We start from the raw sequence: 22213 nt of genomic DNA, 5'->3' as shown, positions 1-22213 counted from the left end.
CGTCCACCGCCGTCGCCCCGCGAGCGAAACCCGCACCTGATGCGGGAGCCGGACACGTCGGGATACCGGGCAGCTGTGCGGCGAAAGCACGACTGCCCGGACCTGAAGTGGTCCGGGCAGTCGGATGTGGCAGTCGGTCGTGAAGCGGCGGGCGGCGGCCCGGCGGGTCAGGCGGTGGCGGTCTCGGCGGCGCGTTCCTCGATGGTCACCTTGATCCGGTCGGCCTGGACCCGGCTCTTGATACCGGTCACCGCCTGCACCTTGTACCGGCTCAGCTTGCCGGTGCTGCGCAGGTGCTCGAACAGTTCGGCGCCGTGCATCTCGAGGAGTTCCTCGTCGCTGGCCGGGCGGGCCGACTGCGGGCGGGGCATCAGCTCGGCCCACGGCTGGCCGGCGCCCGCCGCAGACATGCCGCTCAGTGCGAGGACATAGTCGCCGATGAAGGCACGGACCGTGCGCTCGTCGAGTCGCGGGGCGCTCGGGGCGAGTATCCCGGACAACTCGTCGGGGTCCATCGGCTGGCCCTCGCCGAGTTCCTCCTCCAGCGCGGTACGCAAGTCGGTGAGGGCGGAGAACCACGCCTCCGAACCGGGCTTGGCCGCGGCCGGGGCGGGCAGGAAGTCCCGCCACGGGTACGCCGACTCGACGTGCTCGCCGTCCAGCTCCCGCACATACTCCCCGATGAAGGTCCGGACCACGCCCTCGCCCAGCTCGGACACCCGGGGCGCGAGCCGGCGGGCCAGCTCGTTGATCCGCAGATAGTTCATCTCCGGCAGGTCCTCGGGGGTGATCTCCTGGGCGACCATCTTGCTCAGCCGGTCGACGGCGAGCCGCCACCAGGGCGAACCGGCGATGCTCACCGCTGGTCGGGCGCCGGTGCCGGTCGAGGCCCAGGCCGGGATGGCCGGCTGCGCCGGTGCGGGCCCCGACGCCGCCGGAACGGGAACCGTCAGACCGTCCCCGGACCGCTGCATCGGTACGGCCGCGACGGGCCCACCGGAGCCGGAGACTCCAGAACCGGTGGGCGCGAAGTCACCCGCGCCCACGAACCCGTCGGCCGCCTGCCCGGCAGGTCCACCAGCGGAACGCGGGGCGGATCCCTGCCCGGGAGCGGGTGCGAAACCGGTCGCGCCCGCCGAGGCAGAACCCGCACCGGACGCGGAGGCCGGACCGTTGCCGAACGAGGACACCGGGGCGTCACCGGGCAACGATGCCGGGTCGTTACCGGGCAGGAGCGCCGGGCCGTTGCCGGGCGAGAGCCCCGGGACGTTGCCGAACGCAGAGGCCGGGCCGTTGTCAGCCGAACCGGTCCGGCCCGGAACGGCGTATCCGTCGCCGGTGACGGACGTTGCGGCGGCTCCGGAAACGAGACCTGTGGACGCACTGCCGCCCTGGGCGGCGGCGGGAATCGGACCGGAACCGTTGGCGTGATCCTGACCGGTGGTCATCGAACCCTGCCCGGCGGCACCCGTCGGCAGCGACCCACCAGCCGGAACCGGGCCGGTAGCGGTCGACTGGGCCTGGGCGGCGTCAGCTGACGGAACCTGGCCGGGCACCGACGATGCGGCCACTGGGATCTGGCCGTTGACGGCCGAGGGGGCCTGGCCGTTGACGGCCGCTGGGACGAACCCGTCGGTGGAAGCGCCCGGGGCAACGGCCGCACCGGCGAAGGCGGTATCCGGGGCGGTCGGCGCGGGGCTCTGCGAAACACGTACCACAGGGAGGGTCGTGTCGGTCTGCGGCTCGGACGGCTGCATGAAACGCACCGGCTCGACGAACTGCACGGCCTGCGCCTGCGAGCCGGCCGGAACCGGCTCGGTGGCGGCGGCCAGGGCTGATTGCGGGGACGGCGCCGCGACCGGCTGACCAGCGGTGACCGCCTGACCAGAGGCACCCGGCCGGCTGGCGGAAACCGTCTGGTCCACAGCGCCGGGGTAACCCGTGGTGACCGCTTGGCCGGCGGCGACGGCCCCACCGGCGGCGACGGGCTGACCCGCGGTGAGCGGATCGGCGGCGGCGCGCAGCGACTCCGGGCGGGAGGGCACGCTCAGGCGGACCGCTCCGGGCACCAGCAGGTCCATCACCCGCTGGATCCGGGCGAGCTGCTCGATGACGTCCTCGACGACCGGCTCACCGGCGGTGCGGGCGTCCTTGAGGAGGCGGTTGCGCCACCACGACTTCGGGAAACGGCCGGCGCTGACGCGGTGGTAGTTGACGACCATGCGGCGGGTCTGGCGATCGGCCGCCATGCGTACCAGATCGGGGTCGTCGTCGGGAATGAGCAGACCCCAGCGCTCGGCGAGGCGGCGCGGGCTGTAGGCGAACCGTCCGCGGCGCACCCGCTGCCCGGCGGCGGTCAGGGCCGCCCACCACATCAGGAAGATCATGCACGGTACGGCGAGACGGAGCAGTTTCTCCGTGAAGGTGACCGCGTTGCTGGCGACGATGATGCCGGACAGGCCGGCGATGAGCGCCGCGATCCACAGCATCGGGCCGGGATGGCCGGGGGTGACGACCGTCCCGTCCGGTGCGTAGACGGAAGTGCGACGGTACTGCTCGGCGGCCAGTGACGTCGCGGTCAGGAAGCAGATCTCGAAGACCGCGAAGACCAGCACCGCGAAGATCGCCGGCAGTTTCAGCTGGTCGATCGCGATGACCCACATGCCCTCGGCGTTGAGCAGCAGCGCCAGGTTCATGCTGAAGGCCAGTGCGATCGGGCGCAGCGGTTTCTTCGACCGTTTGGCCCAGACGCCGAGGGCGATCAGCAGCACCACGCCGAGCAGGCCGGCGGCCAGCAGGACCAGCGCGGAATAGTCCCGCCAGAAGTCCGCGATCAGGTCGTTCAGCTGCTTCACGGTGCCACGCCTTTCAGAACTGCCGGTGCGCCGGCGGGGAGGAACTCGTCCAGCGCCGTGGAGATCAGTGCCGAACGGTTGCCGGTGGTGTGCCGGGCCGCCAATTCGTCGATGACGGCGAGGTTCGCCGGATGTGGCCGGATCGAGACCTGGACGCGGGTCTCCCGGTGCCGGCGGCGGCCGGAACGCTGGGCCAGGAAGATGCCGTCGGAGGGTCCGTGCCGGCCGCTCGAGAGCAGGTCGACGAGCCGGGCGTGTGTCGCGTTGAGGGCGTCGAAGACCAGCTGGGTGTGCGACCGGCCGGTGGCCGCGGCCAGCTCACGCAGCCGGGAGCGCACACTCACCGGCAGGTAGACGACCACGCTGCTGCCGGCGCGGACTCCCCCGCCGTCGGCATCGGCGATCGTGTCTGTGCTCCCTGGCAACGCGGGTGCCTCCCTGATCGATTCGTCGGCGGGATTTCTACCACGCCGGTGTTACGGATCGGACGAGCTGTCCACAGGCGGAACGGCTATCCACAGGTGGCGCATGAGGCTATCCGATCCTGCTATCACTGAGCGATCGGGACATCGACCGGCGGGACCGGGCCGAGGGCTCGGGGGTTTCGGTGCGATGGCATGGTGGAGGGGTCCAACCGGGGAGGAGCCGTTATCGATGGTCTGGACGATGATTGCCGGAGCGGCCGCCGTCGTCGTGGTGGTCCTGCTCTGTGTCGCGGTGGTCGCCGCCTGGCAGCGGCCACGGCCGGTGCCGGGTGAGACGGACGAGATGCTGGTCGAGGCCGGGGCCGTCCGGGCTGCGGCCGGGCGGGCGGTGCGGGCCGCCGACGAGGCGTGGCATCGGGCCGCGCAGGCCGCCGGTGAGCGGGACCGGGCCGAGGACCGGTTCCTGGAGGCACGCTGGGAGGCGCGGGTCGCCACCGCGGACGAGACGCATCTGCTGGTCCAGCGGGCGGCGCTGGCCGCCTACCGGCGGGGCGAGCTGAGCGTCGAGCAGCTCAACGGCATCTGGTCGGCGGCCGGGCCGGCGGCCGTGGAGATCGACGACGGCAGCGTTCAGGCGGCGCTGCGCGCCTACGAGAACGCGGTCGCCGAGGCGGTGCAGGTGCGCGAGCAGTCGCACGTGGCGTCGGTGGCGGCCGAGGTGCTGGTCGAGGAGGCGCAGAACGTGGAGCGTGAGGCCTTGGACGCCCGCGCCCAGGAGGCGGCCACCTCAGGCCTGAACGGCCTGCTCACCGCGGAGGACGACAGCCTGTTCGGGCCGGACGAGGCCGGGACGGGCGTGGCAGAGCCGGCCGAGGCCAGGGCGGGCGTGACCAGGACCGGCTGAGGCAAGGGCCGGGCGTAGCAGAGCCGGCCGAGGTCAAGGCGGGCGTGACCAGGGCCGGCCGAGGTCAAGACGGGCGTGACCAGGGCCGAGGTGATCGGGCCGGAACGATCGGGGCCGGGGCGGGTGCGAGACGGGGTCACAGTGGCGTGTGTCAGGGCTGGAATTCCTGTGTGGCCTCCGCCGTCGAAGCTCCTGACGGTCAATTCAGGAGGACCGATCAACAGCGGAGACGTCGTGAAAACCGCGTCTGATCCGCCGTTGAACCGTGGTCGCGCCCTCCAGAGCAGCGGAATCCTTGATCGAGATCCGAGATCCGAGATCCGAGATCCGATGTCCGAGATCCGATGTCCGAGATCCGATGTCCGCGGTCCGATGTCCGCTGGGCTCGGGGCGGGTGCCCACGCTGGCGGATCGGGTGCTCGCGCCGGTGTCCGGGGCCCGGCATGCGCTCACCGTCTGGCGTGTGTGTGACGCCGCCGGGGTGCAGTGCCGGACGTCTGAAGCCCCAGCGGCCCGCCTCGGGAACGCAGAGCGGCGGGAACCTCGGAGACGCGACGCGGCCCGGCTGTTGGGACAGCCGGGCCGGGTCAGGGTTCAGTGGATCAGGGAGTGGATCAGGAGTTCAGGGAGCAGGGGGCCAGGCCCTCAGCGTTCAGGTCGGGCTTGGCGGCGTTGCGGCCGATCGCCGTCTCCATCCGGTTGATGGTGGCGAAGCGCTTGTCCTCCAGTGGGCCGAGGATGGCGTTCTGGATGAAGTTGGCGCCGCCCTGGCCGGCGGAACCGGCGATCCGGGCGTTGGCCTCGTTGATCTGGGTCTGCAGCAGGGCCAGGTTGCGGTCGATCTCGGCCTGCGCCTGCGCCGGGATGGCCACGTTGATGACCACGTCGGGGCAGTTGACGGTGCCGGTGCCGTCGTTGACGCCGCCGGCGTTGTTGTTGCCGCCGCCGTTGTTGCCGTTGCCGGCGGGGGCGGTGGTGGGGGCCGCGGTCGGCTCCTCGGCCGCGCCGCCGTCGTTGCCGCCGGCTCCGGCGCCGGCCTCGTTCAGGCCGCAGGGGGCCAGGCCTTCAGCGTTGAGGTCGGGCTTGGCGGCGTTGCGGCCGATGGCCGTCTCCATCCGGTTGATGGTGGCGAAGCGCTTGTCCTCCAGCGGGCCGAGGATGGCGTTCTGGATGAAGTTGGCGCCGCCTTGGCCCTGGGTGTTGACGATCCGGGCGTTGGCCTCGTTGATCTGGGTCTGCAGCAGGGCCAGGTTGCGGTCGATCTCGGCGGCGGCCTGGGCCGGGATGGCGACGTTGATGACGACGTCGGGGCAGGCGACGGTCGGCACGCCGGCGGCTCCGGCGGCTCCGGAGGACACCGACGCTTCGGGCACCTGGGACGGCTCGGGTGCGGCGTTGCCGCCACCGTTGGTGTTGAGCGTGCAGGTGGAGAGGCCTTCGGCGTTCAGGTCGGGTTTGGCGATGGTCCGGCCGATGGCCGTCTCCATCCGGTTGATGGTGGCGAAGCGCTTGTCCTTGAGCGGGCCGAGGATGGCGTTCTGGATGAAGTTGGCGCCGCCCTGCCCCTGGGTGTTGACGATCCGGGCGTTGGCTTCCTGGATCTGCGTGTTGAGCAGTTGCAGGTTGCGGGCGATCTCGGCTTGCGCCTGGGCCGGGACGGCGCCGAGTTTGTCGGCGACGGTGGGGCAGTTGACGGTGGGGACGGCGTTGTCGGCGGCGGCTGCGACGCCGAGTCCCGCGCCGACGATGGCGACCGCGACGCCCGCTACACCGGCCACACGCCAGCGCCGGAGGTTGGTTCCTGCGTTGTCCCGGGGGCTCCGGTAGCGCTTCATGTGTGTGCCTTCCTCTTGGACCACCTTCTCGATCGGTCCATACGGGAACGCTCCCAGCGCCGGATCACCCGAGTTCGAACTAAAGGAAAACTTAAAGTTCGGGGGGCTGTGCCTTTAATCCACTCTTCAGACGACGTCACCAGGCGAAAGTCTCCTCCGCACTCACGCTGGTGGCGCGCGCCCGCAGCACCCCGTAGAGGACTCCGGTGAAGGTGGACTCCGCGGCCACCCAGCGGCGGGTGTCCCGGGCGTAGAAGGAGAACTGCCCGCCGGGCGCACTGTTGGAGTAATACCGTTCCCAGCCTTCGACTTTGGCGGCCTGGGCGCGCAGCATGCCGTAGCGGGCGCCGGCGTAGTCGAGTTCGGCGGAGACGTAGTTGTCGTTTGCCTGCGCTTTGAGGTTGGTGACGCCGGTGTCCGGGTCGCGGCAGACGATGAACTTCTCCCATTTGCCGGGGGTGGCGGCGCGGGCTCGCAGCGCGCCGTGCAGGGCGCCTTCCCAGCCGATCTCGGCGGAGACGTACCGGCCGTTCGCCGACGATCTGATGGTGATGTTGCGCCAGCAGGGCACGTCGGCGGCCCCGGTCTCGGCGGCGACCTGTCCGCGCATTCGTTCCAGGGCGGCGGATCCGGAGCCGGGTGGCGTGAGAACGGCGGCGGCCGGGGCCGGCAGCACGACGAGGCCGGCGATCGAGACATTGATGGCGAGGAAAGCGGCGATGCGCATGGAAAACCACTCCGGAAATGATTAGCCGGGAATGGTGGCAAGCGTAGTCGCCGGGATCCCGGCCCGCCGGGAAAACGGGCCGGGATGGGCGATCACCGGCGTCCGGCACCGGCTCCCCTGGTGACCAGGGCAGGTACCTGTGCGGTCGGGGTGACCGGCCCGGCCCGCAGCACCGGTGTCCATCCGGCGTCGGTGCCGAGGTCCGGATCATGGGTGGCGTTGTACGCCCCGACCAGGCTGACCGCCCGGACCGGCCCGGTGCCGACCCGGGTCAGGGTGCCGATCTCGGTGATCGCGGTGCCGCCCCAGTCGTACACGAAGTCCTCGAGGGCCAGATCGGCGCTGCGGAGCAGGAAGTTGTTCTCGGCGTGAATGGCCGAGTAGACGCCGACGCCCCACGAGTACGCATAGGTGTCCTCATCGGTCTGGTAATAGAGATTGTTGTAGACGTCGACCTGACCGAATCGGACGCGCGGAACCCGTTGCCCGACATTGGCGAAACGGTTGTGGTGCAGGGTGACGCGCAGTTTTCCGACGTCGGCTCCGACCGTGTTGGTGGATCCGATGAGCATCGTCTTGTCGTGTTCCTGGAAGACGTTCCAGGAGACCGTGACGTAGTCGGAGGCCCGGATGATGTCGAGGGCCCCGTCGTGCACCTGGTAGGGCCGCCCGAAGTACAGCGGCTGGTTCGCGTCGATGTTGTCGCCGTCGCTGAAGGTGTTGTGGTCGGCCCACACGTGGGTGGCCCCGGTGAGTGTGACCAGGTCGTAGTTGGAGTTCCAGTTGCCGGCCGAGCCGTCGGTCGGGTCCCAGGCCGGGAAGCAGTCGGCGGCGTCCTCGAAGCGCACGTCGCGCACGATCACGTTGTCGACGTTCTGGATGAGCAGGTTGGCGCCGATCAGGCGGGCGTTGGGCAGGCCGTGGATGGTGGTGTTGGCGCCGACCTTGAGCTGTACCCGGGCCGCCTGGTTGCGCTGCGAGCGGACCCGGGCGTCCTCCAGCGGGCCGGTCGGCCGGGTGGCCCGGCCCCAGACCGCCGGGTCGTAGGCGGCCAGGTAGGCGTCCAGGCTGTATTCCGGGTCGGCGTAGTCGGCGCAGGTCAGTGGATTGCCCGCGTCGTCCTCGTTGGCCCGGATGGTGCCTTTGATCAGCACGATCCGCGGGGTGGGGTCGGTGCCGCCGGCCAGTGCGGCGGCGAGTTCGGCCCGGTTGCGGACGACGAAGACGTGGGCGTCGTCGGCGGCCGAACCACCGGTGGTCCCGGTGGTGGCGGCCGCCCAGCCGTCGTTGGCGGGCAGGACGGCGCGGGCCGCGGCCGGCACCGGGGGTGCGGCGGCGGAGGCGGGGACGGAGGCGACACCGGCGGCGAGGACGAGGCCGAGGGTCGCGGTCAGGACAGGACGAGCGGTACGCACGGTTCTCCTTATCTATTGCGGTACGGCCCAGGGCACGCCCAGTTCGGACGGCAACCGCCCACTGCGGGCCACGTCCCGGATGAGTTCGTCGATGCCGGGCACGACCAGTCCCCCGCCGTCCGGGTGTGGTTCCAGGTGCGTGGCGGGGATCCGCACCGGTTCCGGCCCGTGCACGACGGCCTCGACGACCTCGGTGAATCCGGCGGTCCGGTCCAGCGGCGCGAGCAGCGGCACTTTGGGGTCGTCGCGGTGTTCGATCAGGTTCTCCAGGAGCCCGGCCCGTCCCGGTACGTGGGTGAACTCGCTCTCTCCCGGGAGCCGCAGCCGGTCGGTCGGGTATTCCAGTACGGCGTCCCCGACCTGGATCTCCCCGGCGATGAACACCCGGGAGGCGAGGGTGACCCCGATCGTGATCCGCCGCCCGTCCACTCCGGTGAGCCGCAGGAACGTGGTGTCGTCGGTCTCGATGTCCCGGGTCCGGTAGCGTTCCAGTTCGATCCGCGCGGTCCGGAAGTCCCGCCCGGCGTCGGCGACCACGAGGGCCTGCATCAGCGCGTGCGCGAACGGGTTGACCAGAGCCCCGTCCAGGACCGGCCGCCCGTCGACGAAGCGCCGTCCGGCCCACGGCGCCCGCTGGTAGTAGGTGTCCGGCCGCCACCAGGCCCCGGACACTCCGACGTCGCCGATCGGCGCGGCCACGCACAGGTCGGCGAGGGCGGCCGAGCCGAGTGCCTGGAATCCGACCTGGAGCACCCGGTTGCCGGCGGTGACCGCGGCGGACAGCCGTTCGTGTTCGGCCGCCGACATCACCGGTGGTTTCTCCAGCAGCAGGTCGGCGCCGGCCGCGAAGACGTCGAGGGCGAGGGCGAGGTGGGTGTGCGGCGGGGTGCAGACCACGACCACGTCGGGCCAGGTGGTGGCGAGCATGTCGCCGTGGTCGGTGAAGAACGGCACTCCGTCGAGGGGCGCGTCCGGGTGTGGTTCGACGGGTCGCCGGTCGCAGAGGCCGACCACGTTGATCCGGCCGGCGTCCCACAGTTGCTGCAGCCGGCGACGGTGCCACAGTCCGTGCCCGCCGACGCCGATGAGTGCGACCCGGGTGCTCATGCCAGGTTCCGGATGGTCGCCTCGACGCCGTGCCGGTCGAGTTCGCCGTACCAGCGGGTGAGTTCGCGCCGCAGTTCGGTGTCGCCGGCCAGGTCGGCGGGGAAGATCTGGTCCAGGGCGAGCAGTGCGCCGACCACGCCGGCGGGGGTGTCCGGGGCGGCGGCGAGGGCGGCCCGGATCCGGTCGGCGAGGGGGTCGTCGAGCGGGAGTTCGGCGCCGGAGTCGGCGGTTCCGCGGGCGAAGCGCATCCAGCCGGCCAGGACGAGGGCGGCCCAGCCGGGCAGTGCTCCGGCGTGCCGACGGTCGGTGACGGTGCCGAGCAGCCGGTGCGGGAGTTTCTGCGAGCCGTCCATGGCGACCTGCAGGTTGCGGTGCCCGAGTTCGCGGTTGGCGAACCGTTCCAGGCAGGTCTCGCCGTACCCGATGACGGTGACGCCCGGTGGGGGCTGGACGGTGGGTGCGATGTCGTCGGCGATGAACCGGCGCAGCAGACCGGTCATCCCGGGGATCTCCAGGGAGTCGGCGATCAGTTCCCGGCCGGCCAGGGCGCCCAGGTAGGCGCCGGCCGAGTGGACCGCGTTGAGGGTCCGCAGTTTCAGCTTCTCCCAGGACGTGACGTCGTCGGTCATGATCGCGCCGGCGGCGGTCCAGTCCGGGCGCCCGCCGGGGAAGTCGTCCTGCATCACCCACTGCATGAACGGTTCGGCCACCACCGGGACCGCGTCGTGGGCGCCGAGCGCGACGGCCGTACGCCGGATGTGCTCCTCGCTGGTGGCCGGCACGATCCGGTCGACCATGGTGGCCGGGAACGCCACCCCGTCCGGCAGGGATCCGCCGGCCACTTCGAGCGCCTGTTCGACGAGGCCGCGGATGCGCGGGCCGTTACCTTGCAGGTTGTCGCAGCAGAGCACGGTGAGCGGCCCGGCACCGGCGGCGTGCCGCCGGAGGATCCCACGAGCCAGGATTGCCGGTACGGTCGTCGGCGGCGCCTGCCCGGTGAGCTGGGCGCGTAACGCGTCGTCGAGCAGCAGCCGTCCGGCGGGGTCGAGCCGGTAGGCCTTCTCGGTGACGGTCATCGACACGATCCGGATGCCGGGGTCGGCGATCGCGGCGACCACCCCGTGCGGGTCGCCGGCCGCGTGCCCGAATCCGCCGAGGATGCCGACCGCGCGGGCCCGGTCGCCGGTGCCGTCCACGGTCAGCACGCTGTACAGCCCGTCCTGGGCGCGGAGCCGGTCGAGGATCGTCCGGGAGCGGGGCGCCACCCCGATGATCCCCCAGTCCCCGCCGGACGCGGCGACCGCGGCCTCGGTGTAGACGGCCTGGTGGGCCCGGTGGAAGGCGCCGAGCCCGAGGTGGACGATGCCGGGACGGGCCGAGCCGGGGGTGACGGCGGGCCGGTCGCCGGGTTTGAGGGAGTCGAGGGTGGCGCGGCCGAGGTTCATGCCGCCCGGTCCAGCCGGAAGACCCGTTTGGGCAGGTGGTAGGCCAGGTCGGCGATGGTCTCGGCGGCCTCGTCCAAGGGCAGGGTGCCCTCGGAGACGAGTTTGGCGAGGTAGCCGGCGTCGACCCGGCGGGCCACGTCGTGCCGGGCCGGGATGGAGCAGAAGGCGCGGGTGTCGTCGACGAAGCCGGAGGTGTTGTAGAAGCCGGCCGTCTCGGTGACCGACTCGCGGAACCGGCGCAGCGCGTTCGGGCTGTCCAGGAACCACCAGGGGGCGCCCAGGTAGAGCGACGGGTAGCCGCCGGCGAGCGGGGCGAGTTCCCGGCTGAACGCGGTCTCGTCCAGGGTGTAGAGGACGATCCGCAGCCGCGGGTCGGTGCCGTGCGCGTCGAGCAGCGGGCGCAGCGCGTGCACGTAGTCGGTGGCCGACGGGATGTCGCCGCCGGTGTCGCGCCCGTGCCGCTCGTACAGCGCGGTGTTGTGGTTGCGCACCGAGCCGGGGTGCAGTTGCATGACCAGGCCGTCGTCCAGCGACATCCGGGCGAACTCGGTGAGCATGTGCCCGCGGAACGCCTCGGCGTCGGCCGGGTCCGCGCCGCCGCCGAGCGCCTTGCGGTAGAGCACGGCCGCCTCGGCGTCGGTCAGGACCAGGGTGTTCGCGGTCAGGTGGCCGTGGTCGGAGCAGGTCGCGCCGGCTTCGATGAAGGCTTGGCGGCGGCTGCGCAGCGCGGCCAGGAATCCGCTGTAGGTGCCGACGTCCAGCCCGGTGAGCGCGCCCAGCTCGGCGACCCGTTCGGCCCAGCCCGGCCATTCCGGGTCGACCAGATTGTCCGGCCGGAAGGTGGTGATCACCCGGCCGCCGGGTCCGCCCCAGCCGTCGGCGGCCAGTTTGGCGTGTGCGTGCAGTTCGTCGAGCGGGCTCTCGGTGGTGGCCAGCACCTCGATGTTGAACCGGGTGAACAGGGCACGCGGCCGGTATTCCGGTTCGGCCAGGCGAGCGGACAGCTCGTCGTAGATCTCGTCGGCGGTGTCGGCGCCCAGCCGCGCCGTGATGCCGAAGACGTCGGCGAGCACCTTCTCGGTCCACAGCCGGGAGGGGGTGCCCCGGAAGAGTCTCCAGTTCGCGGCGAGCAGCCGCCAGACGGCCCGGCCCTCGGTCTCCACCTCGGAGCCGTCCACGCTGGGCACCCCGAGGCGGGCCGGCGGGATGCCCTGGCTGGCCAGCATCCGGGTGACGTAGTGGTCGGGCACCACGAACAGCCGGGCCGGGTCGGGGAACGGCACGTCGTCGGCGAGCAGCACCGGGTCGACGTGCCCGTGCGGACTGATCAACGGCAGATCCTTCGCGTACGCGTACAACTCGCGGGCGATCTGTCGCTGGATCGGCTCGGCGGGCAGGAGATGGTTCTCGTCGGTCACCTGTTGTCCTCGAGATCTAGGAGTTCGTGCACGTGAACGGCTTCGCCCCGAAGCAGTGACTCGTTGGCTGCCAGGCCGGTGAGCAGGGCGCGGGCGCCGTCCACGGCGTTCGCGGTCCGCCCGAGCGGGTCCTCGGGCGGGTCCGGGCGGATCAGGTCGGCGAGCATCCGGACGTCGGCGCCGCCGTGGCCCTGCCGGGAGAGCCCGTCCACGGTGATCTCCCGGGGCGGGGCCCAGAACGGCCGGACCAGCAGTCGTTTGAAGCCCTGCTCGGCGGTCGACTCGGCGCCCGGTTCGCCTTTGACGCCGGCCGCGGCGGCGGGCGCCACGTGGTCGCTCTCCACCACCTCGAGTTCGAGGCGGCCGCGGCTGCCGTTGAACATCACCCGGTAGCCCTCCCACGGGGCGTACGCGGTGAGGTGGTAGCTCATCGACGCGCCGCCGGTGTAGCGGACCAGGACCGCCATGTCGTCCTCGATGGTCACGCCGGGGGCGAAGACGTTGCGGTCGCGGTGGTAGCCGTCGTGGTTCTCGGCGTCGAGGTAGAGCTCCTTCATCGCCGGTTCGTCGGCCATCCGCAGCGCGAACGGGTCGCCCTCGGCGCCGGCCGCCCCGTGCGCCCGGTCGTAGTCGCGGGCGTAGCCGTGACGCCGGCCCTGGTCGCCGTAGAAGAACAGCCGGCCGGCCGCGAAGACCTGCGCGGGGCTGTCGTCGAGCCACCAGTTGACCAGGTCGAAGTGGTGGCCGGCCTTGTGTACCAGCAGGCCGCCGGAGTTCTCCTTGTCCCGGTGCCAGCGGCGGAAGTAGTCGGCGCCGTGCCGGACGTCGAGCAGCCATTCGAAGTGGACCGAGCCGATCTCGCCGATCTCGCCGGACGCGATGACCCGTTTGACCGCCTCGTGCAGCGGGTTGTAGCGGTAGTTGAAGGTGACCCGGACGTCACGGCCGGTGCGGCGCTGGGCGTCCAGGATCCGCCGGCAGCCGGCCGCGTCCACGGTCATCGGCTTCTCGGTGATCGCGTCGCAGCCGGCGTCCAGGGCGGCGGCCACGTAGTGGTCGTGGTAGCGGTCCACGGTCGCGACCAGCACCACGTCGACGCGTTCGCGTTTCAGCATCTCGGTGAAGTCGGCCGCGTCGTAGACCGGGACCGGCGGCACGCCGAGGCGAGCGAGGCGCTCGTTGTGGACCGCCGGGCGGGCCGGGTTGGTGTCCGCCATGGCGACCAGTTCGGCCACGTCCGCGTGGTCGCCGGTGATCGCCCGCAGGAACATCCCGGCCCGTGAGCCGGCGCCCACGAGGGCGTACCGGCGGCGGGTGGACAGGGTCATGCCGTCGCCTCCTGTCGGCAAACGTTTGCAACAGATTAGCGACGGGACCGCGACCAAAGTCAATGCGTGACTCTATTTTGTCCACGTTTGACAGCACTACGTGATCATCAGGCAACAGCAACGACATAGAGAGGCGTTGACACGACCGCAACCGTTTGCATTAATGAGCGTCATCGAGAGACCCGGGTCACACTCCGGGTCGCTGTCAAGGAGGACACCGTGGCTGTGACGATCCGGGACGTCGCCCGAGCGTCCGGCGTGCACATCTCCACGGTGTCGCGCACGTTCTCCGCACCGCATCTGGTCAACTCCGAGACCCGTTCCCGGGTGCTGGCCACCGCGGAGCAGCTCGGGTACCGCCCGAACCGGGCGGCCCGGGCACTGATCACCGGACGCACTCACAACATCGGCCTGATCGTGGCCGATATCGCCAATCCGTTCTTCCCGCCTCTGATCAAGGCGGCCGAGACCCACGCCCGGCGGCGGGACTACCACGTCTTCGTCGCCGACACCGACGAGGATCCGATCGTCGAGTCCGACCTGGTGCAGGCACTGGCCAAGCAGGTCGACGGGATCCTGCTGTGCAGTCCCCGGATGGGCGACGACCAGATAGAACAGCTGCGCCGCGAGGTGCCGCTGGTCGTGGTCAACCGCCTGATCACCGGGCTGCCGGCGGTGGTGATGGATGTGGGGCACGGCGCCCGGGAGGCTGTCCGGCACCTGCTCTCCCTGGGCCACCGCGACCTGGTCTACCTGGCCGGGCCGCGGGGCTCGTGGACCAACCGGGAGATCCGCCGGGCCGCCGGGGCCACCGCCCGCACGGCCGGCGCGGACCTGACCGTCCTCGGCCCGAACCAGCCGGTCGAGGAGACCGGCGCCGCGGCCGCCGAGGCCGTGCTCGCCACCGGCGCCACCGCGGTGCTCGCCTACAACGACCTGATGGCGATCGGCCTGCTCCAGGCGTTGCAGGACCGCGGGGTCGAGGTGCCGGGGCAGGTGAGTGTCGTCGGCTTCGACGACATCGCGTACAGCGGGCTGGTCCGGCCACGGCTGACCACCGTGGCCAACCCGACCGTGGCCGCCGGCCGGACCGCCGTCGACATGCTGCTGCAGCACGACGGCGGGACGACCGGTCAGGTCACCCTCCGGACCGACTTGATCATTCGCAACTCCACCGGCCCGGGGCCGTACGCCCCGGCCGTAGCGATCGACGCTGAGGTTGCCGCAACCGTCAAGGAGTGACGAACCCCCATGACCGCATCCCGATTCCCCCGGCGCCGCCTGCTCAGCGGCCTCGTCGCCGGCATGCTCGCCCTCCCCCTGGCCCTCGGTGGCTGCGGTGGCGAGGAGTCCAGTGGCGACGGCAAGACCGAACTGAGCTTCTTCTGGTGGGGCGCGGAGGCTCGCGCCCAGCTCACCGAGCAGGCTCTGGCGCTCTACGAGGCCAAGCACCCGAACGTCAAGTTCAAGAAGACGTGGCAGGCCAACCAGGGCTACTTCGACAAGCTGGCCACCCTGACCGCCGGCGGTGACGCCCCGGACATCTTCCAGATCGACGACAACTACCTGGCCGAGTACGCCACCCGCAACGTCACCCTCGACCTGGCCGAGTACCAGAAGTCCGGGAAGCTCGACACCTCGAAGTTCCCGGAGGGCCTGCTCACCTACGGCACCGTGGACGGCAAGCTGGCCGGCCTGCCGTTCGGCGAGAACACCCAGGGCCTGGTCTACAACAAGACCAAGCTGGAGGCCGCCAAGGTCGAGCTGCCCACCACCGGGCAGAGCTGGGAGGAGCACATCACCTGGGCCAAGGACGCGGCGGCCAAGACCGGGGTGCCCGGCACGATGGACCCGAGCGCCGACTACAAGGCGTTCTGGGTGTGGCTGCGGCAGACCGGCAAGGAGATGTACAACGGCTCCGAGCTCGGCTTCACCCAGGCCGACGTGCAGGCCTGGTTCGAGCTGTGGAAGGGCGCCCGGGACGCCAAGGCCACCCCGACCGCGGACGTGATCCACGAGGGCAACGCCACCGACGTCAGCAAGCAGCTGGTGGTCACCGGCAAGGCGCTCACCTCCTGGGTGTGGGCCAACCAGATGCCCGAGCTGCAGAAGAACACCAAGGACCAGCTCGCGGTGATCGCGTACCCGGGTGACGCCTCCAAGCAGTGGCCGCGCGCCTCGATGTACTTCTCGGTGTTCCGCGGCAGCGAGCACAAGGACATCGCCGCCGACGTGCTCAACTTCCTGGCCAACGACCCGGAGGTGGGCAAGATCCTGGGCACCGACCGGGGCCTGCCGTCCAACACCGACATCCGGGCCGCCGTCGCCGCCTCCACCGACAACCCGTCGATGAAGCAGACCATCGAGGTGGTCGGCGAGCTGGCGAAGAACTTCGGCCCGGCGCCCACCGTGCCGCCGGCCGGCCACAGCACCGTCCGCTCCGAACTGATCAAGGCGGCCGAGGAGGCCCAGTACGGCCGGGCCACCCCGGCACAGGCCGCCGAGACGTTCTTCACTGCCGCCCAGGCCGCGATCAAGAAGTGAGTCCGATGGCCACCACCACGGCCCGGCCCTCGCCGACCGCGCCGTCGACCGGTCCCGCCGCTTCCCAGCGGCGGGGCCGGCCCGCGCGGTACAAGGCGGAGGGACTCGCCGGCTACGTCTTCCTCTCCCCCTGGCTGCTGGGACTGCTGACCATCACGGCCGTCCCGATGCTGATGTCGCTCTACCTCAGCTTCACCGACTACGACGTGCTCTCGGACTGGGAGTCGATGCGGTGGGTGGGGCTGGACAACTACCGCAGGATGTTCACCGAGGACCCGTCGTTCTGGCACGCGGTCCAGACCACCCTGACGTTCGCGCTGGTGGCGACGCCGCTCAAGCTGGCCGCCGCGCTCGGTGTGGCGGTGCTGCTGAACCGGGCGTTCACCGGCGCCGGGCTGTTCCGCGGCCTGTTCTACCTGCCGTCGCTGCTGGGCGGCAGCGTGGCGCTGGCCATCGTGTGGGTCAGCATGTTCAACCGGGACGGCGCGGTCAACTCGTTCCTGGCCTGGTTCGGCATCGAGGGCGCGGCCTGGGTCAACGACCCGGACTACGCGCTCGGCACGCTGATCCTGCTGGCCGTCTGGCAGTTCGGTGCCCCGATGGTGATCTTCCTGGCCGGCCTGAAGCAGGTGCCGACCGAGTTGTACGAGGCGGCCTCGGTGGACGGGGCCAGCCCGGTGCGCAAGTTCCTCAGCATCACCCTGCCGATGCTGTCCCCGGTGATCTTCTTCAACCTGGTCCTCGAGACGATCAACGGCTTCCAGGGCTTCACCTCGGCGTTCGTGCTCAGCAACGGCACCGGCGGCCCGGTGGACTCGACCCTCATGTACACCCTGCACCTCTACATCAAGGGCTGGAACGAGTACCAGATGGGCTACGCCTCGGCGATGGCCTGGGTGTTCCTGCTAGCGATCGGCCTGGTCACCGCCGTCGTCTTCAAGACCGGCAAGTTCTGGGTGCACTACTCGGACGGAGACGACTGATGACCCTGCGGCGCCTGGCCCGGCCGCTCACCCTGGTCCTGCTCACCGCGCTGGTGCTCTACCCGCTGGTGTGGATGTTCGGCAGCTCGTTCAAGGCCCAGTCCGAGGTCCTGAACAACATGTCGATCCTCCCGAACGAGTGGACACCCGGCAACTACACCGCGGGATGGAGCAACTTCGACGTCAGCTTCGGGCGGTTCTTCCTCAACAGCGCGATGGTCGCCGGGCTGACCGTGGTCGCGAACTGCGTGTCCTGCCTGCTGGCCGCGTACGCCTTCGCCCGTCTGCGGTTCAAGCTGCGCGGCTTCTGGTTCGCCCTGATGATCGGCACCCTGCTGCTGCCCGGGCACGTGCTGATCGTGCCGCAGTTCGTGATGTTCAAGACGTTCGGCTGGGTCGGCGGCGACTGGCCGTACGCTCCGCTGATCGTCCCGCAACTGCTGGCCACCGAGGCGTTCTTCGTCTTCCTGATGGTCCAGTTCATGCGGGGGGTGCCCCGGGAACTCGACGAGGCGGCCACCATCGACGGCTGCACCCCGTACGGCGTGTTCCGGCACGTGATCCTGCCGCTGTCGCGCCCGGCCCTGGTCTCCACCGCGATCTTCTCGTTCATCTGGACCTGGAACGACTTCTTCCGGCAGCTGGTCTACCTGTCCGACCTGGAGAAGTACACCGCACCGGTGGCGCTGACCCTGTTCATCGACTCCAGTGGCCAGTCGTCGTGGGGCCCGATGTTCGCCATGTCGGTGCTGTCGCTGGCCCCGGTCTTCCTGTTCTTCGTGGCCTTCCAGCGGATGCTGGTGGAGGGCATCAACACGTCGGGCCTGAAGGGATGACCCGTCCGGTGACCCTGGAATGGCCGGTCGACGAGGAGCCGGACCGCCGGCCGGACTGGCGGGACCGGTTCGCCCTCGGCACCGACCTGGCCCTGATCGGGGTGGTGGTGACGGCGGCCGGGCTGCCGCTGCTGACCCTGCCGGCGGCGCTGGCGGCCGGCTCCACCGCGGTCCGGCACCGCTACCGGACCGGGCGGCTGCCCCGGTTCCGGCCGCTGCTGCGGCAGTACGGCCGGGCGGTGCTGCCGGGGGCGCCGTTCGCGCTGGTGGCCGCGCTGCTGCTGGTCGATCTGGTGGCGCTGAGCCGCGGCTGGGTGCCCGGCGGGCCGCCGCTGCTGGCGCTGACCGGGCTGGCCGTCACCTGGCTGGCCGGGACCGGCACGCTGTTCCTGGTGGCCACCGGCCGGGACCCGGCGGCGCCGTGGCGGGACCGGCTCGGCTGGGCCTGGCGGCAGGCGACCGGCCGGCCCTGGTCGGCGCTGGCGCCCGCGCTGGCCGGGGTGCTGGCGTTCTTCCTGGCCCTGTCGGTGCCGGCCACACTGCCCCTGGTGATCGGCTTCCACCTGTTCGCGGCGCACGTGATCAGCGACCGGCTGACGCCGGCGTGATGCCGATCACCATCAGGCAACTTCGATGACCGGTTCGGAAACCACTCTCCGAACCGGACTCATCGGAGATCATGTGCGCCGCATCGACAACCGGCCGGGGCCACGACCGCCCCGGCGCCCGCCACCACCCCCGCGGCGGCCCGCCTCGCCGCACTGCCCTACCGGCGCCTCACCCGCCCCAGCAGCCACGAGACGGCGAACGCCAGCAACACCATCACCTCGGCCGCGATCACTACCGACACCACGACGGTGATCAGGTCCAGGTCGAACAGCGGCGGGTCACCGGGCCGCGTCACCCCGGACGCCAGCACCTGATCCGGTACGTCCAGCGACTCCACGTCCCCGGCGATCCCGCTGTCGTCGCCGGACAGCAGCACCGTCGACGTGCCCAGATCGACCAGGCTCGCCGTCCGGATCATGTTCTGGCTGGTCAGGTCGTACTGGCCGGCCGGATCCTGGAACAGCGTGGGAGTGGCGTACTCGGTAGGCGTGTACTCCACCGCCACCGGCCCGCCGGACGGCCACCAGCCCAGCACCCGCAGCGCGTACACCCCGTCCCGGCTCCACGACCGGCCGGTCGGCGCGCCGCCGTCCACCGCGATCTCGGTGACCGTCCAGCGCACCGGATGCTCGCCGCAGTCGCACCGGGCACCGGACACCACCAGCAGGTTCCGCCCGTCCCGTGACCACGCGCCCTTGCCCGCCAGCCGGGCCCCGTCCGGGAGCGGCACGTCGACACCGGTGCCGTCGGCGAGCGTGATCACCCGTACCCCGGCGCCGTTCTGGAAGGCCAGCCGCGAACCGTCCGGCGAGAACGCCACGGTCCACCCGGGCAGCGCGGCGACGGTGCGCAACCGGGCGATCTCGCGGGTCTCGCCGGTCCCGGCGTCGGCGAGCAGCAGCCGTACGTCCGGAGCCGGCCCGCCGTGGCTGGTCCACTCGCCGACCAGCACCGCCACCGACCGGCCGTCCGGTGACCACGCCTGCGCCCCGGCCTCGTGATCCTCATCGGTCACGCCCTGATACGCGGTGACCCGCCCGGTGGCCAGGTCGGCGATGCCCTCCTCGGCGGCCAGCCGGGTGCCGTCCGGGGACAACACGGTGCCCATCCCGGCCGGGCCGTACAACTCGGCCACCCGGTAGCTGTCGTCGGACCGGCCGACCAGCCCGGCCAGCCAGCCCGACTCGTCCGGGAACCAGGTGTTCGAGGTGTAGAGGACCGACGCCGAGCCGATCGGCGACTCCAGGGCGTCGGCGGTCCACGGCTCCGGCGCGCCCACCCGGGCCGGCACCGAACCCGCGCCCTGCTCCGGCGGGGCACTGTCACCGCCGACCGGGTTCCAGCCCGGCCCGATCCCACCGAACAGGCCACAGGCCAGCAGCACCGTCAGTACGGTGACCAGCCCGGTCACCCGGACCACCCGGCGAGACAGCGACATCAGTTCCCCTCCCGGCCCCGGACCACGGCGGCCGGCCACCACAACAGAAGACAGAGCAGGACGGCGATCGACGACCCGGTCACCGTGAGCCCACCGGACATCAGCACGCCCATGGTGATCAGCGGCGGGTCACCGGGCCGGACCGCGCCGGACGCCGGGACCTGATCGGCGACGTCCAGCGACTCGATGCCGGCACCGAGCGGCATGCCCGCACCCACCACCAGCACCGAGCCGGTGCCCAGCCCGATCAGCCGGGCCTCCTCGACGGCGTCCTGGCCGGTCAGCACGAACGCCGCCATCGCGACGACCGCCGTCCACTCGGCCAGATCGGCAACCGTCTCCGCGTGCTCATGACGTCCGCAGCATAGATGATCTTGTCAGTTCCTAGCCGCCCCGGCGGTGTTCGAAGATGAGGTAGGTCTCGGTTCCGGCGATCAGGCCGGTGCCGCTCAGCCGCTCGGTGATCACCGCGCGCAGGTCGTCGACGTCGGCGCACGCCACGTGCAGCAGGAAGTCGTAGGATCCGGAGACGAAATACACGTCGCGGACCGCGGGGATGCCGGCCAGCGACTCGGCGAACCGGCCGATGGCCTCACGCGCGTCCGGGCGGATCCGCACCGCGATCATCGCCTGGATCGGGCGGCCGACCCAGGCCGGGTCGACGTCGGCGTGGAACCCGCGGACCGCGCCGATCTCGCGCAGCCGGCGGATCCGGGTCAGGCAGGTGGACGGGGCGATCCCGACCCGGTCGGCGAGCGCGTTGTTCGGCATCCGGCCGTCCGCCCGCAACAGGCTCAGCAGCTCCAGGTCGATGTGATCAAGACCTCGAACATCCTTCGGTACGTCCGTCACCGCGCGCTGTCCCCCGGAAGCAAATGCACCACCACCGTCACGAACAGAATCTTCTTCGTTCGGGTTGCCGGAGTCCAGCACATCGTTTCACCCTAACGACAGGAGCCGGCAGAAGGAGTCCTCATGCACATCGGCGTGCCAGCAGAGGTCAAGAACCATGAATACCGGGTGGCCATCACCCCGGCCGGCGTGGTCGAAGCGGTCCGGCACGGTCATCAGGTGTCGGTGCAGAGCGGCGCCGGGACCGGATCCTCGATCACCGACGACGACTTCGCACGGGCCGGCGCCCGCATCCTGCCCGACGCGGACAGCGTGTGGGGCAGCGCCGACATGATCCTCAAGGTCAAGGAGCCGATCGCCGCCGAGTACCACCGCCTCCGCGAGGACCAGATCCTCTTCACCTACCTGCACCTGGCCGCCGACGCCGACGGCACCAAGGCACTGATCAACAGCAGGACCACGGCCATCGCGTACGAGACCGTCCAGCTCGCCGACGGATCCCTGCCCCTGCTCGCGCCGATGTCCGAGGTCGCCGGCCGGCTCGCACCCCAGGTCGGCGCCTACAGCCTGATGCGTAACAGCGGCGGCCGTGGTGTGCTGCCCGGCGGGGTTCCCGGGGTCGCCCCGGCGAACATCACCGTCATCGGCGGCGGCGTCTCCGGCGTGAACGCGGCCACCATCGCCCTCGGGCTCGGCGCCGACGTGACGGTCCTCGACCTGAGCCTGCCCCGGCTGCGGCAGATCGACGCCCAGTTCGGCGGGCGGGTGAAGACGCTGGTGTCGAACGCGTACACCATCGAACAGTCGGTGACCGCCGCCGACATGGTGATCGGCGCCGTGCTGGTCCCCGGCGCGAAGGCGCCCACTCTGGTCGGCAACGATCTGGTGAAGCGGATGAAACCCGGTTCGGTGCTCGTCGACATCGCCATCGACCAGGGCGGCTGCTTCGAGGACTCCCGGCCGACCACCCACGAGGACCCGGTGTACCGGGTGCACGAGTCGGTCTTCTACTGCGTGGCGAACATGCCCGGCGCGGTGCCGAACACCTCCACCTACGCGCTGACGAACGTCACCCTGCCGTACGCGCTGCGCCTGGCCGACCTCGGCTGGCGCGACGCGCTGCGGGCCGATCCGGCGCTGGCCCTCGGCCTGAACGTGCACGGCGGACATCTCACCAACGACCTGGTCGGTACGGCCCTCGGTCTCCCCACCGAGAAGATCGCCTCGATCCTGACAGCCTGATCCGGCCCATCCCAGCGCGCCCTCCGTCACCGAACCGGACGGAGGGCGCGCCCTCTCCGGCCCACCAACAGCACAATCCAAACCACAACACACCACGCAACCCGCAACCCACAACCCGCAACCCGCGTGCCGCGTAGCGGCGCGGAGCGGACCGCAGCGCGGCACGCAAACCCCAAACCCACACCGCGTGCCGCACAGCGGTCCGAAACGCACCGCAACGCGGCACACAAACCCCAAACCCACACCGCGT

Annotated in this window: 19 protein-coding genes; 7 read left to right on the top strand and 12 right to left on the bottom strand. The window is 71.1% G+C overall.

Annotated features, from left to right (window positions below; all coding sequences use genetic code 11):
* Nucleotides 1-167 precede the first annotated feature (167 nt).
* Nucleotides 168-2855, bottom strand: a complete 2688-nt coding sequence (locus tag ACQ0O7_RS41780) for an MFS transporter (RefSeq protein WP_430791435.1) — start codon at nucleotides 2853-2855, stop codon at nucleotides 168-170.
* Entirely contained in the window at nucleotides 2852-3280 is a 429-nt protein-coding gene (locus ACQ0O7_RS41775; RefSeq protein ID WP_430791433.1) for a hypothetical protein, read from the bottom strand. The genes ACQ0O7_RS41780 and ACQ0O7_RS41775 overlap by 4 nt, the downstream gene beginning before the upstream one ends.
* 241 nt (nucleotides 3281-3521) lie before the next feature.
* On the opposite strand from ACQ0O7_RS41775, the gene ACQ0O7_RS41770 reads away from it, so the two are divergent.
* Complete coding sequence (locus tag ACQ0O7_RS41770; RefSeq protein ID WP_430791431.1) at nucleotides 3522-4184, top strand: hypothetical protein; 663 nt, start codon at nucleotides 3522-3524, stop codon at nucleotides 4182-4184.
* Between the two features lie 614 nt (nucleotides 4185-4798).
* Here ACQ0O7_RS41770 and ACQ0O7_RS41765 read toward each other — a convergent pair.
* The 7 genes from ACQ0O7_RS41765 to ACQ0O7_RS41735 form a co-directional block, all read right to left on the bottom strand.
* A complete protein-coding gene (locus tag ACQ0O7_RS41765; RefSeq protein ID WP_430791429.1) occupies nucleotides 4799-5962 on the bottom strand; it encodes a hypothetical protein in 1164 nt (387 codons plus the stop codon).
* 193 nt (nucleotides 5963-6155) lie between these two features.
* Nucleotides 6156-6746 (bottom strand): fascin domain-containing protein, encoded by a 591-nt coding sequence (locus ACQ0O7_RS41760; RefSeq protein WP_430791427.1) that lies wholly within the window; start codon nucleotides 6744-6746, stop codon nucleotides 6156-6158.
* A 92-nt stretch (nucleotides 6747-6838) separates the two neighbouring features.
* A complete protein-coding gene (locus ACQ0O7_RS41755; protein WP_430791425.1) occupies nucleotides 6839-8161 on the bottom strand; it encodes a pectate lyase family protein in 1323 nt (440 codons plus the stop codon).
* Between the two features lie 12 nt (nucleotides 8162-8173).
* Complete coding sequence (locus ACQ0O7_RS41750; RefSeq protein WP_430791423.1) at nucleotides 8174-9268, bottom strand: Gfo/Idh/MocA family protein; 1095 nt, start codon at nucleotides 9266-9268, stop codon at nucleotides 8174-8176.
* Entirely contained in the window at nucleotides 9265-10713 is a 1449-nt protein-coding gene (locus tag ACQ0O7_RS41745) for a mannitol dehydrogenase family protein (RefSeq protein WP_430791421.1), read from the bottom strand. Before ACQ0O7_RS41745 ends, ACQ0O7_RS41750 begins: the two co-directional genes overlap by 4 nt.
* Nucleotides 10710-12131 carry a glucuronate isomerase gene (gene uxaC, locus ACQ0O7_RS41740; protein WP_430791419.1) on the bottom strand — a complete coding sequence of 474 codons (1422 nt, stop codon included), beginning with the start codon at nucleotides 12129-12131 and terminating at the stop codon, nucleotides 10710-10712. Before uxaC ends, ACQ0O7_RS41745 begins: the two co-directional genes overlap by 4 nt.
* Nucleotides 12128-13459 carry a Gfo/Idh/MocA family protein gene (locus ACQ0O7_RS41735; RefSeq protein WP_430791417.1) on the bottom strand — a complete coding sequence of 444 codons (1332 nt, stop codon included), beginning with the start codon at nucleotides 13457-13459 and terminating at the stop codon, nucleotides 12128-12130. The genes uxaC and ACQ0O7_RS41735 overlap by 4 nt, the downstream gene beginning before the upstream one ends.
* 219 nt (nucleotides 13460-13678) lie before the next feature.
* On the opposite strand from ACQ0O7_RS41735, the gene ACQ0O7_RS41730 reads away from it, so the two are divergent.
* The 5 genes from ACQ0O7_RS41730 to ACQ0O7_RS41710 are packed head-to-tail and all read left to right on the top strand — an operon-like array spanning nucleotide 13679 to nucleotide 18430.
* Nucleotides 13679-14701 carry a LacI family DNA-binding transcriptional regulator gene (locus ACQ0O7_RS41730; RefSeq protein WP_430791415.1) on the top strand — a complete coding sequence of 341 codons (1023 nt, stop codon included), beginning with the start codon at nucleotides 13679-13681 and terminating at the stop codon, nucleotides 14699-14701.
* Between the two features lie 9 nt (nucleotides 14702-14710).
* Nucleotides 14711-16003 carry an ABC transporter substrate-binding protein gene (locus ACQ0O7_RS41725; RefSeq protein WP_430791413.1) on the top strand — a complete coding sequence of 431 codons (1293 nt, stop codon included), beginning with the start codon at nucleotides 14711-14713 and terminating at the stop codon, nucleotides 16001-16003.
* Between the two features lie 5 nt (nucleotides 16004-16008).
* Nucleotides 16009-16986: a carbohydrate ABC transporter permease gene (locus tag ACQ0O7_RS41720; protein ID WP_430791411.1), complete on the top strand. Its 978-nt coding sequence runs from the start codon at nucleotides 16009-16011 to the stop codon at nucleotides 16984-16986.
* Entirely contained in the window at nucleotides 16986-17822 is an 837-nt protein-coding gene (locus tag ACQ0O7_RS41715; protein WP_430791409.1) for a carbohydrate ABC transporter permease, read from the top strand. The genes ACQ0O7_RS41720 and ACQ0O7_RS41715 overlap by 1 nt, the downstream gene beginning before the upstream one ends.
* Nucleotides 17819-18430, top strand: a complete 612-nt coding sequence (locus ACQ0O7_RS41710) for a hypothetical protein (protein ID WP_430791407.1) — start codon at nucleotides 17819-17821, stop codon at nucleotides 18428-18430. The genes ACQ0O7_RS41715 and ACQ0O7_RS41710 overlap by 4 nt, the downstream gene beginning before the upstream one ends.
* 158 nt (nucleotides 18431-18588) lie before the next feature.
* Here ACQ0O7_RS41710 and ACQ0O7_RS41705 read toward each other — a convergent pair whose 3' ends face one another.
* The 3 genes from ACQ0O7_RS41705 to ACQ0O7_RS41695 all read right to left on the bottom strand — a co-directional run bounded on the left by ACQ0O7_RS41705 (nucleotide 18589) and on the right by ACQ0O7_RS41695 (nucleotide 20721).
* Nucleotides 18589-19869 carry a TolB family protein gene (locus ACQ0O7_RS41705; protein WP_430791405.1) on the bottom strand — a complete coding sequence of 427 codons (1281 nt, stop codon included), beginning with the start codon at nucleotides 19867-19869 and terminating at the stop codon, nucleotides 18589-18591.
* Nucleotides 19869-20168: a hypothetical protein gene (locus ACQ0O7_RS41700; RefSeq protein ID WP_430791403.1), complete on the bottom strand. Its 300-nt coding sequence runs from the start codon at nucleotides 20166-20168 to the stop codon at nucleotides 19869-19871. The genes ACQ0O7_RS41705 and ACQ0O7_RS41700 overlap by 1 nt, the downstream gene beginning before the upstream one ends.
* Nucleotides 20169-20253: 85 nt before the next feature.
* Complete coding sequence (locus tag ACQ0O7_RS41695; RefSeq protein ID WP_430791401.1) at nucleotides 20254-20721, bottom strand: Lrp/AsnC family transcriptional regulator; 468 nt, start codon at nucleotides 20719-20721, stop codon at nucleotides 20254-20256.
* A 123-nt stretch (nucleotides 20722-20844) separates the two neighbouring features.
* On the opposite strand from ACQ0O7_RS41695, the gene ald reads away from it, so the two are divergent.
* Complete coding sequence (gene ald, locus ACQ0O7_RS41690) at nucleotides 20845-21963, top strand: alanine dehydrogenase (RefSeq protein ID WP_430791399.1); 1119 nt, start codon at nucleotides 20845-20847, stop codon at nucleotides 21961-21963.
* Nucleotides 21964-22213 lie beyond the last annotated feature (250 nt).

The sequence above is a fragment of the Actinoplanes sp. G11-F43 genome (assembly GCF_050589265.1).
Classification (GTDB): domain Bacteria; phylum Actinomycetota; class Actinomycetes; order Mycobacteriales; family Micromonosporaceae; genus Actinoplanes.
The sequence above is the reverse complement of the archived record's forward strand: the minus strand, read 5'-3'. Positions and strand labels throughout refer to the sequence as shown.